We start from the raw sequence: 15653 nt of genomic DNA, 5'->3' as shown, positions 1-15653 counted from the left end.
GGCTATCCGGACCGACCCCGTGCGATTAATCGAGTTGGAGGGCGGAGATGAAGGCTTCCTGCGGGATGTCGACCCGGCCGATCGACTTCATCCGCTTCTTGCCCTCCTTCTGCTTCTTCAACAGCTTGTTCTTCCGGGTGACGTCGCCGCCGTAGAGCTTCTCGGTGACGTCCTTGCGGAACGCCCGCACCGTGGTGCGGGCGATGATCTTGCCGCCGATCGCAGCCTGGATCGGCACCTCGAACTGCTGACGGGGAATCAGTTCCTTCAGCTTGTCGGCCATCTTCTTGCCGTAGTCGTAGGCCTTGTCCTTGTGGACGATCGCGCTGAACGCATCGACCGGATCGCCGTGCAGCAGGATGTCGACCCGCACGAGACTGTCGACCGCGTAGTCGGCGGGCTCGTAGTCGAGGCTCGCGTAGCCCTGGGTCCGACTCTTCAGCTGGTCGAAGAAGTCGATGACGACCTCGGCCAGCGGGAGCCGGTAGTGCAGCTCGACCCGCTCGGGCGACAGGTACTCCATCTTGATCATCTCGCCCCGCCGGGTCTGGCAGAGATCCATGATCGTGCCCGTGTAGTCGGTCGGCGTCAGGATCGACGCCTTCAGGTAGGGCTCGGCGATGCTGACGATCTCGGCGGCGGGCGGCAGGTCGGACGGGTTCGACACGACGTGCTCGGAGCCGTCGCCCTTGGTGATGTGGTACTCCACCGACGGGGCGGTGGAGATGAGCGTGAGGTCGAATTCCCGCTCGAGTCGCTCGCGCACGATCTCCATGTGCAGCAGCCCGAGGAAGCCGCAGCGGAAGCCGAAGCCGAGGGCGCCGGAGGTCTCGGGCTCGAAGGTGAACGACGAGTCGTTGAGCCGGAGCTTCTCGAGGGCCTCGCGCAGGTCGGTGAACTCGTCGCCGTCGATCGGGTAGAGCCCCGAGAACACCATCGGCTTGGGTTCCTTGTAGCCGTCGAGCGGCTCGGTCGCACCCTTGCGGTCGACCGTGACGGTCTCACCGGAACGGGCTTCGCCCACGTCCTTGATCCCGGCGATCAGGTAGCCGGTCTCGCCGGGTCCGAGCTGGTCGACCGGCATGTTGTCGGGCGTCCGCACGCCGATCTCGTCGACGTCGTGGGCCGTGCCGGCATGGAGGAACCGCAGCTTGTCGGTGCTGCGCATCACCCCGTTGACGACCCGGATGGACGAGACGACACCGCGGTACTGGTCGAAGTGCGAATCGAAGATCAGCGCCTGGAGGGGCTCGTCGGGGTCACCGACGGGGGCCGGCGTCGTGGCGACGACCGCGTCGAGGAGTTCGCCGACGCCCTCCCCGGTCTTCGCCGAGATGCGCAGGATGTCCTGGGCCGGGATGCCGAGGACGTTCTCGATCTCGGCCGCGTACCGGTCCGGCTCGGCGGCCGGGAGGTCGATCTTGTTCAGACAGGCGACGATCTCGAGCTCGTTCTCCATCGCGAGATAGCAGTTGGCCAGGGTCTGGGCCTCGATCCCCTGCGCCGCGTCGACCACGAGGATCACGCTCTCGCACGCGGCCAGCGAGCGGCTGACCTCGTAGCCGAAGTCGACGTGGCCGGGGGTGTCGATCAGGTTGATGATGTGGTCGTCCCACTCGAGCCGGACCGACTGGAGCTTGATGGTGATGCCCCGCTCGCGCTCGAGGTCCATCGAGTCGAGATACTGGGCGCGCATGTCCCGGGCGTCGACCGCCCCGGTCAGCTCCAGCATGCGATCGGCGAGCGTGGACTTGCCGTGATCGATGTGGGCGATGATCGACGTGTTGCGAATCCGCTCGAGCTCCATCTCACCCGCGACGATACCGATGCGTGGGTGCGTTCCCGTCCGCGCTCCCGATACGCTTGTGGACTGTTCTTTCCCGTCGTCCCCAGCTGGGGCGACGAACCACCGAGAAGGTTTTCCGTGGCAAACATCAAGTCGCAGATCAAGCGCAACCGCCAGACCGAGAAGCGCAATCTCCGCAACCGCAAGGTTCGGTCGGAGCTCCACACCCGCACGAGGAACGCGCTCGCCGCGCTCGACGAGGGTGGCAGTGCGGATGGCCAGAGTGCCGAAGAGGCCGTCGACGCCGCCATCAAGCGGATCGACAAGGCCGCCCAGAAGGGCGTCATCAAGAAGAACACGGCCGCCCGGCGCAAGAGCCGCCTCCAGCGCAAGCTCAACGCCGGCTGAACGCTGGCGTCAGCGGCGGCCGCTCAGGCTCGCCAGTCTCGCGACCAGCACCTCCATCACGAGTTCCGGTGGCCAGTCCACCGTGCCCCGCAGCTGCATGTCCGCATCCGCGAGCAGCTCGATCGCGCGGGCCAGCTTGTCCGTGCCCAGGGCCCGGCTCTGCTGCATCGCCTTCTTGGCGGGGTACGGGGACCCCTTGATGCCGAGCAGCGCAGCCGCCTGCTTGTCGGAACCGACGCCGGCCCCGTCGAGGCGGAGCATGTTGCCGTAGCGCTTGGACAGTGACCCCATGAGTCGGAACGCCGCCCCGTTGCGATCGTTGGGCGAGCCGTCGTAGGGAATCAGCCGCGTCAGCACCTCGAGGCTCCCGGCGACGTCGCCCTTGTCGATCGCGTCGTCGAGCGCCCACGGGACGGTACCCCCCTTCTCCGAGCCGGCATAGGTGGCGATGTCATCCGCGGTGACGGGCGACCCCGCGCCGAGCGCTCCTTCCAGCGTGCGCAGGATGCCGACGACGCGGCCGGAGTCGTCACCGATCAGGTCCTCGAGCGCCAGCACCGCGCCACGGTCGAACTCGAGGTCGGCGGCGCCGATCTGATCACGCAGCCACACGCCGGCGTCCTTGCCCCGACCCGCGGCGGTCTTCACGATGACGCCGCCGGCGACCTCGATGGCCTCCTTGAGCGCCTTGGGCAGCGTCGGCATCTTGTCGACCTTCGGGTCGACCCCCTTCTCCCACACGAGCACGAGGTCGGTGGTGTCGAGGGACTCGCCGAGCATCGCGACGAGCGGCCCGTAGTCGTCCTTGCGGGAGAATCGGGAGACGTGGCGGCCGACGACCACCCGCTTGTCGGTGAGGAAGGGCGGCGTCCGGGCAGCATCGACCAGCCGGAGCGGGTCGTAGCGACCATCGTCGGTCTGGTACTCGGCCTCACTGAGGGTCTCGAGCATCAGGCCGCGGTCGCCGTCTCCCACGAGTTCGTCGACGGTCGTGGTGACGGCCTCGCTGATGAGTACGGGATCGTCGCCGAGAATGAGGTGGATGCCCATCGCCGTCAGCTTCGCCGATGCTGGAGGACGGCGCTCATCGTGTCCGCGAGACGGCGATTGCCCTTGACGTCATGGGCCCGCAGGATCCGGCATCCGAGGGCGATGCCGAGCGCGTGGGCGCCGAACGTGGCGTCGCGCCGGTCGTCGACCTCGGTGCCCGCGATCTCCCCGAGGAACCCCTTGTTGCTGGCCGAGAGGAACACCGGGAAGCCGAGGGCCACGAGATCGTCGCTGTGGCGCAGCAGTTCGGTCGACATCACCTGGTTCTTGCCGAGGTCGAGTCCGGCGTCGACCATGATCCGTTCGCGGGGGATGCCGGCAGCGAGCGCCATCTCCGCCCGGACCCGCAGGAACTCCGTGACGTCGGTGCGGACGTCGTCGTAGATCGGCTCGGGGTCCGCGATGCGCGGACCGATGCGCACCTGGGTCGCCACCACGGACGCGCCGTGGGCAGCGGCGACGTGGACGAACTGCGGATCGGCGAACCCGCTGATGTCGTTGCCGATGCAGGCGCCGGCCTTGCACGCCTCGTCGAGCACCGACGCCCGGAACGTGTCGACGGAGATCGGGAGGTCGAAGCGTTCGTGCAGCGCCGCGATCGCGGGAACGACCCGCTCCATCTCCTCGGCCGGCGTGACCTCGGGGCCGGGTCCCGCCTTCGAACCGCCGACGTCGAGAAAGTCGGCCCCTTCGTCGACCAGTTGCTCGGCCTTGCGGAGGAACTCGTCGAAGGCCCAGTACTGCCCGCCGTCGTAGAAGGAGTCCGGCGTGCGATTGAGAATGCCCATGACCAGCGCCCGGGTGGTGATGTCGAAGCGGGTGTCGCCGAGCTCGAGGAACATCGGCGCCGACCCTACCGTCACGGATCCGCCTCCCCGAACGCGATCTCGAGGCGCGGCTCCACCTCGACGACGATGACCGTGAGCCCACCGGCCACGATCGCCTGCTCGGGCTGCACGGTGCGCCCACCCGGCACTCGATGGAGCGGTGGCGCGGCCACGGGCACGGGGCCGAACCGATCGTGCAGCGCCAGCACCGCGTCGGCGTCGGCGCGGTCACCGTCACGGGCGACGATGAGGACCGGTCGCCGCACGCCGGCCAGGCGCAGCTGTTCGAGCACCCGTCGGGGCGACCCGGGATCGTCGAGAAGGACCACCGAGCCGTCGTGGTGGGCGACGATCACACCGTCGCCGAGCGAGGTGATGCCGGGGGCAGGCACCGCGGCCGAGCGCACCGACTGCAGGCAGACGAGGGCAACGACCGTCGCCGCCGCCGCTCCCCACCCCCGCCGGACGACCGCGACGAGCACCGCGAACCCGATCACGGCGAGCGCGGCCGCGCCGAGCATCGCCGGCGGTGCCGCGGCCGACACGCGGGCGACGCCGCCGATCCACCACAGAAGGGCTCGGGTCGGCAGGTGCAACACCCGCGCCGCGGTGCCGCCGAGCACGCCCGCCACGAGGCCGCCCGTGCATCCCCAGATCATGACGACGCCGCTTGCCGGCCCGGCCAGGACGTTGGCGGGCAGCGCGGCCAACGGCATCGGGCCGAAGATGCCCACCAGCACCGGCGCCACGGCGAGCTGGGCCGACACCGTCGTCGCGACGGGCACGGTCAACCATCCCGGGCCCGGCAACCGGTCGCCCAACGGCGCCGAGAGCCAGACGATGCCGGCCGTCGCCGATGCCGAGAGCTGGAAGGCCACGACCTGGATGAGGAACGGGTCGACCAGCAGGAGCCCGGCGAGGGCGAGCGACAGACCGCGGCGCCCCTCGACGGGCCGGCCGAGCGCTGTCGACCCGATGCCGACCCCGGCCATCGCCACCGCCCGCAGGACCGAGGGCTCGAAGCGCGTCAGGGTCGCGAAGGCGCCGAGCACCGCGAACAGCACGACGGCGCGCCCGGCCGGCCGCAGTCGGCCCGCCACGGGCATCGCGATCGCGAGAACGAACGCGACGTTCTGTCCCGACACGACGAGCAGATGGCCGAGGCCGGCGGCCCGGAAGTCGTCGGCCGTCGCCGCGGTCTGGTCCCGGTCGTCACCGATCACCATGCCGAGGAAGAGCGCCTGATCGGCGCGTGACAGGGACTCCGCGCCGGAGGCGAGTCGGCGGCGGATCTCGTTGGTGCCGGCCAGCAGGGGCGGGGCGCCGCGGCCGTCGACGACCTCCTCCACCGTGATGCGGCCGACCACATGGCGGTCGAGAGACCGGCGGTCCGTCCGCGACACCGGCCGGATGGTGCCCCGCAGCCGTACCTGCTCCCCCGCCAGTCGATCGTCCAGCCGGCCCGCCGCCGGTCCGTGGGCCGACGCGACCAGGCGCCGCCGCCCGCTGCGCACGGTGACCCGCACGCCGACCGGCCCGCTCGCCCGCGGGTCGTCGACGAGGGTCACCCAACCGTCGAAGGTGTCCGCCTCGGGAAAGTCCATCGCCCGGGTGGCGTGGGTGGCGGCCCCGGACGCAACGAGGAACACGGCGCCCGCGACCAGGAGCGAGCGCCGTCGTCCGGCCGCCAGGACCGTGAGCGCCAGGACGACGACCGGCCACGCGACGGTCGGGGCGAACCATGCCCCGAGGGCGGCGCCGAGCAAGGCGGCGTGGGTTCTCACACCGCGACCAGTCCCTCGATCTGGGCGAGCCGGCTCGGCCCGATCCCGGCCACCTCGAGCAGGTCCTCCACCCGTTGGAACGCGCCCTCGGTCTCGCGGTGGCGGATGATCGCCGCCGCGATGCTCGGGCCGACGCCCGGCAGCGTCTCGAGCTCGGCGGCATCGGCCGTGTTGAGGTTGACCACGCCACCCGCCGGGCCGGCGCCGTCGGCGGTCCCGGCCGGACCGCCGCCGGTGGGCCCGACCACATCCGGTTCGGACTCGCCGATGACGGGGACCCAGACCCGCTGGCCGTCGCTGAGCATCGCGGCCAGATTGAGGCGGGCCCGGTCGGCATCGGCCCGAAGCCCACCGGCGGCGTCGACCGCGTCCACCACCCGGCTGTCGAGATCCAGCTCGTGGACCCCGGGCCGCATGACCGCGCCGTCGACATGGACGAGCATCGTGGTCGGCGCGGCGGAGGCGGTGGTGGGCACCACCACGGCGATGTCACCGACCGAGGGCAGGACCTCCTCGGCCGGTGGTGGCGCCGGCGGGGCGAAGGCCCACCACGCGCCGAGCCCCGCCGCGACGACGGCCGCGAAGCCGACCGCGATCGCCCACGGGGTGATCCCGAGCCGATCCGCGAGCGCGTCGAACCACTCGCCAACTCTTCTGCGCACGTCCACGTCCGCGCCTCTCGCCTCACGCTCACGGGGAAGTGGGTCGCGGGGAAGCGCAGCGGGGAGGTGGCTGCGCTCACCCTACCGAACGCCGCTGACAGTCCGGGCTCCCTACTCCCCGCCGAGCCCCGCGAGCACGCCCTCGAGCGAACGCAGCCCGGCGGCCAGCGACTCGGCCAGATCGGCGAGCTGGGTCTCGCTCACGTCGATGACGATCGGGATGTCGAGCTGGACCGGCACCGTCGCGCTGATAGGGACCGTCTGGTTCACGTCGATGTCGAGGTCGAGCTCGACCGGCACCTCGATGTCGACCGGCACTGTGACGTCGAGCGGCACGCTGAACCCCAGCGGCGTCTCCACCTCGATCCTGGTGTCGAACGTCTCCTGGATGGGAAGGGACTCGTTGATCGGCACCTCGAGCTGCTCGTCCAGCACGATCTCGGTGTCGATCTGCACCACCTCGTCGATGGTGACCTCGAAGTCGATGGACGAGGCGGCGAACTCCTCGAGTCCGGCGATCGCCTCGTCCAGCCCACCGGTGATCGTGGGCTCGAGTTCGAGGAGCTGCTCCTGGAAACCGGTCACCTGGGAGGCGTAGAGCGCCGCCCCGGCCTCGACCCGCTCGAGATCTTCGCGGGTCTGGGCGAGTTCGTCCGCCGTGTCGCCGAGGCGCGCGTAGGCCACGCCGACCAGGACGAGACAGAGCAGCACGAGGGCGCCGAGGGCACCGACGAGGGGGACGAGATGACGCTGCAGTCCAGGCATGGGGACTCCTGTCTCCGTGTTCTCCGGGGAATCTGTGTTCTCTGGGGGTGGGGGTGGATCGGTCGGGTCGTCGTCGGGCGTTTCGGCCCGGTTGCGCATGACGAAGGCGAGGCCGAGGCCGACGGCGGCGACGACGGCCGCGGCCAGGAACGTCTCGGCGATGGCCGTGGCCGTGAGGTCGCCCTGGGCGGTGATCACGGCGTCCTCGAACGCCGGGTCGTCGATGGGGGGAAGGTCGATGTCGTCGCGCAGGGCGTTGAACCGGGCGAGGCCCCACGCGGTGAGCAGGGACAGGCCGACGCTGAGGCCCATCAGCCGCACGACCATCAACGTCGCCGCCGCCGCGCCTCTCTTGTCCGGCGCCGCGGTGTCGACCACGGCAGCCGACGTGGGCGCACTCACGAGGCCGAGGCCGGCGCCGAGCAGGCCGAGCTGGGCGCCCAGTACCCAATACGGCGTGTCCGCCTCCCAGGTCAGCCCCATGAGGAGGTAGGCGAGCACCGCGGCGCCCATCCCCAGCACGATCGGGAGCCGGTAGCCGGAGGCCGTGGTCAGCCGACCGCCCAGGTACGAGGTCAGGGCCATCGCCGCGGTGAGGGCGGACAGCACCCAGCCGGCCGCCACGGCCGAGTCCTCCAGGTCGATCTCGACCGCGTTGATGAAGATGGGGACGTCGACCATCGAGATCACGAGCGCCGCGCCCACGATGAAGTTCACGCCGAGGGCGACGCGGAGACTGCGGCCCCGGAACACCGACCGATCGATGAGCGGATCGGCGACCACCCGCTGGTGCCAGACGAACAGACCGCCCGTCAGCAACGCGAGTGCGTAGAGCCAGCGGAAGTCGAAACCGTCCCCGCCCGTCAGCTGGTCGAACCCGGTGACCGACTGCACCTCGGCGTCGCCGAGCAGGGCGAGGTTGAGCGACACGAGGGCCGACGTGAGCAGCACGGCACCGCGCCAATCGACGGTCGTCGCCCGACGGCCCTGATCGTGGCCGGACAGCGCCCACCAGACCGCCGCCATGCCGCCGAGCGCGAGGGGGATGTTGAGCCAGAACTGCCACTCCCACGACAGGAACCGCACGAGGATCGCCCCGTACATCGGTCCCCAGACCCACCCCAGCGTCTCGATCGCGGCAAGGGTGCCGAGGGCCCGCGCCCGTTTGGCTTCCGGATACGCGTCGCCCACGACGGCCAGCGCGACCGGCACCATCGCCCCGCCGCCGATCGCGGTGAGCACCCGGGCCGCCAGGAACGGACCCAGCGAGTCCATCAGCGGGATCAGGGTCGTGCCCAAGAGGAAGATCGCGTACGCCCCGATGAAGGTGTTGCGCCGGCCGATCACGTCGCTGAGTCGGCCGGCGATCGGCATCACGGCGACGAAGGCGATCAGATAGACGTTGACGATCCACGCGGCGTCGTCGAGGCCGTCGGGCAGCACGAGCCCGAGGTCCCCGATGATCGGGCGCAGCATCGTGGAGACGACGGTCAGGTCGTCGGCGGCGACGAACACGCTGAAGGCGACCGTGATCAGCACGGCTCGAGGCGAAACCCGGTTGTCTGTCCGCGGCCCGTCCGGTTCCGGGCCGCGGGACGCGACCGATGGTGCCGGCCGGGCACCGATCAGGGGCCGGACGATCACGACGAGCAGGCCGACGCCGAGAAGGACGACAACCGCCCATCCGGCGACCGACCACGCCGACCGCCCCGTGTCCGCGACCTCGCCGTCGTACTCGCTGAACTCCACGATCCACGTCGTGCGCGCCGACGCGGGGCCGGTGTCGAACTCCACGGCCGTCACCCGGGCCGACACCGGATGGACCCAGAGATCGACCGCCACGTCCTCGTCGTCGATCAGGCCGGCGGTGACGGCCCCGATCCGCGCGGCCGGCGCGACGGCCCGAAGCAGATAGCGGGGCCCACCCCGGTTCACCTCGTCGACGAACGTGACGTCCCGGAGCCCCTCGATCAGCGGCATCCAGCCGCCCACGGGATCGAAGAACTCCCGCGGATCCAGGTCGTAGCCGGCGGGCAGCGGCTCGAAGACACCGGTCACCGGGTTGCTCAGCAGCGTCTCGCCGCCCTCGGCGATCGCGCCGAGTTGGGTGGTGATCGATCCGTCGATCGTGACCGTGAGCAGTGCCTCGGCCTGGTCGGGAACGGTGACCGTGCCCGTGACCGCATCGACGGCGATGCTCTCCGCCGGATCGATGTAGATCGGCGCGCCCCGGCGCTCGAGGTCGAAGCGCACGCTCTCGACGTCGCCCATCGACTCGGCGACGGCCGGGATCAGGGACGCCGGGTCGGTGGCCAGCCGCTCCCCGTCGAGACCGTCGCCCCCGCTGCACGCGGCCGCCCCGAGCATCAGCCCGAAGAACAGCCATACGAGGTGCCGAGATCGTCTCAACCCGTGTCCTTCATCCGATTCCCGCCCCGGGCGACCCTAGTGGGCGCCGTGACACTGTCGTGATCCGCCCCCGGGTAGGTTCCGAACCGTGAACGAGCAGACCATCGCGGCGATCGACGTCGGGACGAACAGCGTCCACCTCGTCGTCGCCCGCCCCACACCCCACGGGCCGCTCGACATTCTCGCCCGGGAGAAGGTGAGCGTGCGCCTCGGGTCCGGCGGCTCGGACATGAAGCAACTCGACCCCGCCGCGGTCGAACGGGCGGTCGAGGCGATCGGCTACTTCGCGGGAATCGCCGCCGCGTACGGCGCGCACACGGTGGCCGTCGCGACGAGCGCCGTTCGGGAGTCGGAGAACCCGGGCCTGTTCCTCGACGCGGTGCGGGAGGCGACCGGGGTCGTCGTCGACGTCATCCCCGGCGCCGAGGAAGCTCGCCTCATCCACCTCGGCGCGATCAGCGCCGTACCTGCCGGCCCGACGAATCACCTGATCATCGACATCGGCGGCGGTTCGACCGAGCTGATCCTCGGGAGCGGGACCGAGCCGATCCTCACCCGATCCCTGAAGCTCGGTCACGTCCGTCTCACGGACCGCTTCCTGCCGGGCGGCGTGATCGAGGACGGCGCCGTCAAGAAGCTCCGCAAGTACCTGAAGTCGTTCCTCGCGCCCACCGCGGCCGAGTTCGTGGCCATCGGCCACGACACCGCGATCGGCTGCTCCGGCACCATCGAGAACGTGGCCGCGATCGCCGCTCGGCTCGGCGGTCACAAGATCAGGACGATCGACAACCTCGTCCTGACCCGCGACGGGCTCGAGGCCGTGGTCGACGACCTCGTCAGCCGCCACCGTCCCGCCGACCGGGAGCCGGTGCCGGGACTCGACCCGGCTCGGGCCGACGTGATCGTGGCCGGCGCCGTGCTCCTGCGCCAGCTGTTCAAGTCCCTGGAGATCTCGGAGATGATCGTGTCACCCAACGCGCTCCGCGAGGGCGTCGTGCTCGACCACGTCAGTCGCCGGGCGGGTGACACCCGCGCCCTGCACCACCTCAGCGACCTCCGGCACCGCAGTGTGATGGGCGTGGCCGAGCGCTACGAGGAGGACCTGACCCATGCCGAGCACGCGACGGACCTCGCGCTCCAGCTGTTCGACCGAACCGCGGTCATCCACGACCTCGGCGAGGCGGAGCGGCAGGTGTTGGAGGCGGCCGGCCTGCTCCACAATGTCGGCCGCTTCATCGCCCACGCCGCGCACCACAAGCACAGCTACTACCTGATCCGCCACAGCGAGCAGCTGCTCGGGTTCACCGAACACGAGCTCGAGATGGTGGCCCTCGTCGCCCGCTACCACCGCAAGTCGGCGCCTCGATCATCGCACGCGGAGTTCGCACGACTCTCGGCCCCCGACCGGCGGACGGTGAAGGTCCTCGCCGGACTGCTGCGGGTGGGAATCGGACTCGATCGGAGCTACCGCCGGGCGGTCACGGCTGCCCGCGCCGACATCGACGACGAGCAAGTGCGGATCACGCTCGACGTCGAACCAGGGGCGGACGCGGAGCTCGAGCTCTACGCCGCCCGCGAGCGGTCACCCTTGCTGGCCGACGCGCTCGGCCGGGCGGTGTCGATCGATGTGGCCGAGGAGCCCTAGAGCCGAGGAGCCCTAGAAGAGCGCGGCGCTGAGCTTGCGGCGCCACTCGGCGGTGCGAGGGTCATCCGAACCCAGCACCTCGAGCAGGTCGACGAACTTCTGACGATCGTCGTCGTCGGTCTTCACGGTGGGAAGCAACGCGGCGAGCTTCGCGTCGACATCGTCCGTGTCGCCGCCGGTGCGGGCGATGGCACGGAGCCGCCGCGACTCCGCGGTCTCGGGGATCTTGTCGAGCAACGCCAGACCCTCGTCGACCTGACCCTCGTCGATGAGTGCGCCGGCGAGCGCGGTGAGCACCTCGGGGTTGTCCGGTTCGAGGGCGTAGGCGGCGTTGAGCGACTCGGCGTCGCCGATCTCCAACAGCCGCTCGACCTCGCTCTGTTCGGCGGTGGGCACGAGGCGCTCGACGAACTCGCGGACCTGGGCTTCGCCCTGCGCCCCCATGAAGCCGTCGACGATCTGGCCGTCCTTCATGGCGTAGACCGCCGGGATCGACTGGACCTTGAAGGCCTGGGAGACGGCCGGGTTGGCGTCCACGTCGACCTTCGCGAGCTCGACCTGGCCGTTCGTCTCGGCGATCACCTTCTCGAGGATCGGGCCGAGCTGCTTGCACGGCCCGCACCACTCGGCCCACAGGTCGACCACGACGGGGACGGTCTTCGACCGCTCCACGACCGCGGTCTCGAATGTTGCGTCGGTTACATCAGCCATCGTGCGTTGCAACGTAGCGGACCGACCCCGCATTCCCGTCCCCGCCGTGTCGACGCCTCCACCCCGGACGTGATGTGATGCGCAACAGATGACTGTTCCCGCCGATCCCAGCGATCTCTACACCGTCCTGCGCACCCCGGATCTCATCGATCCGGTGCTGATCGTGCACTTCGACGGATGGATCGACGCGGGCATGTCCGCAGGTCAGGCGGTACGTCACCTGATCGAAACCACCGGCGCGGAGCCGCTCGTCGAGTTCGACACGGAGTTCCTGCTCGACCATCGGGCCCGTCGGCCGATCATGCACATCGTCGACGGTGTGAACGCCGGCGTCGACTGGCCGACGATCGAGATCACGAGCGGGCGCGATGCGAACGACCGCGACGTCCTCGTCCTGAGTGGCGCCGAGCCGGATCACAACTGGCGCAGCTTCGTCGACGCGGTGGTCGAGCTCGCCGAGGGCTTCGGAGTCCGTCGGGTCGTGGCCCTGGGTGCCTACCCGGCGGCGGTACCCCACACCCGACCGTCGCGGCTCACCGTCACGTCCCCCACCGTCGACCTCGCCCGTAGCAACGAGCCGCGGGCCACGCTCGACGTGCCGGCCGGCATGGCCGCCGTGCTCGAGCAGGCGTTCGACGCCGCCGGCATGGAAGCGCTCACGATGTGGGCCCAGGTCCCCCACTACATCCCGGCCGGCCCGTACCCCGCCGCGAGCCAGGCGCTGCTGGAGGGTCTCGCGGAGTCCGCCCAGGTCAGCGTGGGTGTCGGGTCGCTCGGGGAGCAGGCGCTCAGCACCCGCAACCGGCTCGACGAGCTCGTGTCCGACGAGGAGTCGCACCAGGCCATGCTCGGCGAGCTCGAACGTCAGCACGACCAGTTCGCCCACGACGGCGAGACGCTGCCGACCTCCGACGAGCTCGCCGCCGAGGTCGAGGACTTCCTGCGGGCCCAGGACGACGACCCCGAACCATCAGGAGACGACGAATGAAACTCGACGCCGCGCTCATCGGCTCGCTCGACACGATCGGCGATCGCGCCGCCGAGATGGAGGCGGTGGGCTACGACGGCCTGCTGTCGGTCGAGATCAACCACGATCCGTTCTTCCCGCTCGTGGCGGCCGCCGGACGCACCGAGACGGTCCAGCTCGCGACCGGGATCGCCGTGGCGTTCGCGCGCAACCCGATGCTGCTCGCCAACATCGGCTGGGACCTCCAGGCGTACTCCCAGGGCCGGTTCACGATGGGCCTCGGATCCCAGATCAAGCCCCACATCACAAAGCGGTTCTCGATGCCGTGGTCGAAGCCGGCCGCCCGCATGCAGGACATGATCGAGGCGATGCACGCCATCTGGGACAGCTGGAACAACGGGGAGCGGCTCCAGCACCGCGGCGAGTTCTACACCCACACGCTCATGACCCCGATGTTCGACCCGGGCCCGAACCCCTACGGCAACCCGCGTGTGTCGCTCGCCGGTGTCGGCCCGCTCATGACCAAGGTCGCGGGCCGGGTGGCCGACGGCTTCATCTCCCACGCGTTCCAGACGCCGGACTACTTCCGCGACGTGACGATGCCCGCGCTCGAGGAGGGGCTCGCCGAGCGGGGTCGCAGCCGGAGCGACATCGAGATCTCGATGCCCCTGTTCGTCACCAGCGGCACCAACGAGGAGGACTTCGAGCGCCGCAAGCAGGGCAACAAGCAGCAGATCGCGTTCTACGGGTCGACCCCGGCCTACAAGCCGGTGCTCGACCACCACGGCTGGGGCGACGCCCACACCGATCTCAACCGCATGTCCAAGGAGGGCAAGTGGGTCGAGATGGCCGACGTGATCGACGACGAGATCCTCGACGCGTTCTCGATCGTCGGCGAGCCGGGTGACGTCGCCCCGAAGCTGGCCGAGCGCTATGCCGGTCTCGTGGACCGGGTGCAGTTCGCCTACGACGACGGCGGCAACGAGGAGTGGGCCGCGGTCGGCGAGGAGATCCGGGCGATCTAGCCGAGCGTCCAGACCGAGCCGAACTCGAACTCGGCGAGGAGCGTCGCGCCCGGCGGCGGTGCGGTGTCGGCTTCGAGGAGCAGATGGGTCGCGGTCGGGTCGGCGTCGGCCTGCGCCCGGTCGAGGCCGACCTCGTAGGCCACGGCTGCGGCGAGGTTGCGCGGCACCCGGTCGACGTCGATCACGAGCAGGTCGATGTCGGCGTCGGCGACCGGCGACGCCTGCACCTGGCCCACGACGGAGTTCTGCTGGAGATCGTCCAGCGCGGCCAGGCCGGAGAACACGGCGAGCGTGATCGCGGTACCGGCGACCGCCAACGCGGCCCGATTCCGCCACTGGAGGGCGGCGAGCAGGAGCAGCCCGACGACGATGCCGGCGCTCGCCGCAGCCCCCGGCTCGAAGAAGTTCCCGCCGAACGGAGCGCCGCTGACCTCGGTGCCGAGCATCATCACCGGCGACCGGGGGGTCTGCCAGTTGTTGCCCGGACCGGCCCAGGCTCCGTAGAACCCGGCGACCACTCCCCCGGCGGCGATCACCGTCGCGCTGATCCGCCACGGCAGCTGTTTCGCGCCGACGATGCCGAGGGCGACCAGCGGCGGCGCCAGGATCTCGATGTAGCGACCGTGGAGCCACGCGTCGCTGCGATCGACGCCCGTGAGGAACCATCCGGCGACCACCACGATCCCGACGCCGATCCCCGCGACAACCTTCGCCACCTGGGGTTTCGCGGTGATCACCAGCGCGCCGAGGATCGCCAGCCCCGCGGTCGCGAGCACCAGATAGGCGACCGTGCCGCCGGCGTGGATCGCCATGTGCGGGATGTCGTCGATCCCGCGACGGGACACCAGATCGCCGGCGTCGTACGTGCCGGTGCTGTCGAACGCGGCGTCGGCCACCCACGCGCGCGCCACCTCGGCCAGCCGCAGCCCCGATATCCCCAGCGCCGCGGCCGTGACGCTCGCCGGGATCTGGCCCGCTCGGAAGGCGAACCCCACGGCGGCGACGATGAGGACGACCGCCGCGGCTCCGGTGCGGGGATGAGTGGCGAACAGGGCGATGGCCACGACGACGACCAGCGCGACCCGTCCGCCCGTCACCCGTTCGTGGAGGAGCGTCACGCCGAGCAGGCCCAGCGCGACCAGCAGGGGCAGGAGGCGTTCGGTCCAGACGATCGATCCGGTGAGCAGGGCCGCCGGCAACGACGCACCGACGAGGGCGCCGGTGATCGCCGTCGACCGGGCGGCCCTCGTCAACCGGCGAACCAGCGCGTAGAGCACCGGGATCAGCAGGGCGCCCAGGATCGCGTTGCCGACCTGGGCGTAGACGACCATCTGTGACTCGTCGAGCCCCACAAACCAGCCGGGGGCGAGGAGCAACGGATAGAGGATGCCGTACGGCGGTTGGGCCCCGATCGCGGCCGCCCCGTCGCCCGCCAGCGTGCGGCCCATCGAGAGGAAGGCGATGTCGTCGATGGCGAGCATCGGCCCCGCGACGGAGGTCGCGATCCACGCGCCGACGGCGGCGTGGAGCACCGTGAACGCAGCGAGGAGGCGGCCGGTCGGAGACATCGCTGCGACGCTAGGCGTCGGCCGCGAACGTGGGTGGGAGCCTCAC

General features: G+C 70.6%; 12 protein-coding genes. 4 read left to right on the top strand and 8 right to left on the bottom strand.

All coding sequences use genetic code 11. The annotated features are described in order from the left end of the window. Positions 1 to 25: 25 nt before the first annotated feature. Positions 26 to 1807, bottom strand: coding sequence for a translation elongation factor 4 (gene lepA, locus R8F63_05690; GenBank protein MDW3218087.1), 1782 nt, complete (start codon positions 1805 to 1807; stop codon positions 26 to 28). Positions 1808 to 1924: 117 nt separating this feature from the next. On the opposite strand from lepA, the gene rpsT reads away from it, so the two are divergent. Then, the gene (gene rpsT / locus R8F63_05685; GenBank protein MDW3218086.1) at positions 1925 to 2194 is read left to right on the top strand and encodes a 30S ribosomal protein S20; all 270 of its coding nucleotides are present in this window, start codon (positions 1925 to 1927) and stop codon (positions 2192 to 2194) included. Positions 2195 to 2203: 9 nt separating this feature from the next. Here the strand turns inward: rpsT and R8F63_05680 are convergent, their stop codons facing one another. From R8F63_05680 to R8F63_05660, 5 genes are all read right to left on the bottom strand, one after another. Next, positions 2204 to 3244, bottom strand: coding sequence for a hypothetical protein (locus R8F63_05680; GenBank protein ID MDW3218085.1), 1041 nt, complete (start codon positions 3242 to 3244; stop codon positions 2204 to 2206). 5 nt (positions 3245 to 3249) lie between these two features. Continuing rightward, a complete protein-coding gene (gene folP / locus R8F63_05675) occupies positions 3250 to 4086 on the bottom strand; it encodes a dihydropteroate synthase (GenBank protein MDW3218084.1) in 837 nt (278 codons plus the stop codon). Positions 4087 to 4103: 17 nt separating this feature from the next. Next, positions 4104 to 5855 carry a ComEC/Rec2 family competence protein gene (locus tag R8F63_05670; protein MDW3218083.1) on the bottom strand — a complete coding sequence of 584 codons (1752 nt, stop codon included), beginning with the start codon at positions 5853 to 5855 and terminating at the stop codon, positions 4104 to 4106. Then, a complete protein-coding gene (locus R8F63_05665; GenBank protein ID MDW3218082.1) occupies positions 5852 to 6517 on the bottom strand; it encodes a ComEA family DNA-binding protein in 666 nt (221 codons plus the stop codon). Before R8F63_05665 ends, R8F63_05670 begins: the two co-directional genes overlap by 4 nt. A gap of 111 nt (positions 6518 to 6628) precedes the next feature. After that, positions 6629 to 9691, bottom strand: a complete 3063-nt coding sequence (locus R8F63_05660) for an MFS transporter (protein MDW3218081.1) — start codon at positions 9689 to 9691, stop codon at positions 6629 to 6631. Positions 9692 to 9779: 88 nt separating this feature from the next. Between R8F63_05660 and R8F63_05655 the strand changes: the two genes are divergently transcribed. Further along, positions 9780 to 11336 (top strand): Ppx/GppA phosphatase family protein, encoded by a 1557-nt coding sequence (locus tag R8F63_05655; protein MDW3218080.1) that lies wholly within the window; start codon positions 9780 to 9782, stop codon positions 11334 to 11336. Between the two features lie 12 nt (positions 11337 to 11348). On the opposite strand, the gene trxA is transcribed toward R8F63_05655, so the two are convergent. Further along, positions 11349 to 12047, bottom strand: a complete 699-nt coding sequence (gene trxA, locus R8F63_05650) for a thioredoxin (protein ID MDW3218079.1) — start codon at positions 12045 to 12047, stop codon at positions 11349 to 11351. An 88-nt stretch (positions 12048 to 12135) separates the two neighbouring features. On the opposite strand from trxA, the gene R8F63_05645 reads away from it, so the two are divergent. Continuing rightward, positions 12136 to 13035: a PAC2 family protein gene (locus R8F63_05645; protein MDW3218078.1), complete on the top strand. Its 900-nt coding sequence runs from the start codon at positions 12136 to 12138 to the stop codon at positions 13033 to 13035. After that, positions 13032 to 14039 carry a TIGR03617 family F420-dependent LLM class oxidoreductase gene (locus R8F63_05640; GenBank protein ID MDW3218077.1) on the top strand — a complete coding sequence of 336 codons (1008 nt, stop codon included), beginning with the start codon at positions 13032 to 13034 and terminating at the stop codon, positions 14037 to 14039. Before R8F63_05645 ends, R8F63_05640 begins: the two co-directional genes overlap by 4 nt. Here R8F63_05640 and R8F63_05635 read toward each other — a convergent pair. Next, a complete protein-coding gene (locus tag R8F63_05635; GenBank protein MDW3218076.1) occupies positions 14036 to 15607 on the bottom strand; it encodes a hypothetical protein in 1572 nt (523 codons plus the stop codon). The genes R8F63_05640 and R8F63_05635 overlap by 4 nt on opposite strands. Positions 15608 to 15653: the final 46 nt, after the last annotated feature.

The organism is Acidimicrobiales bacterium, assembly GCA_033344915.1.
Classification (GTDB): Bacteria; Actinomycetota; Acidimicrobiia; order Acidimicrobiales; family Aldehydirespiratoraceae; genus JAJRXC01.
The sequence above is the reverse complement of the archived record's forward strand: the minus strand, read 5'-3'. Positions and strand labels throughout refer to the sequence as shown.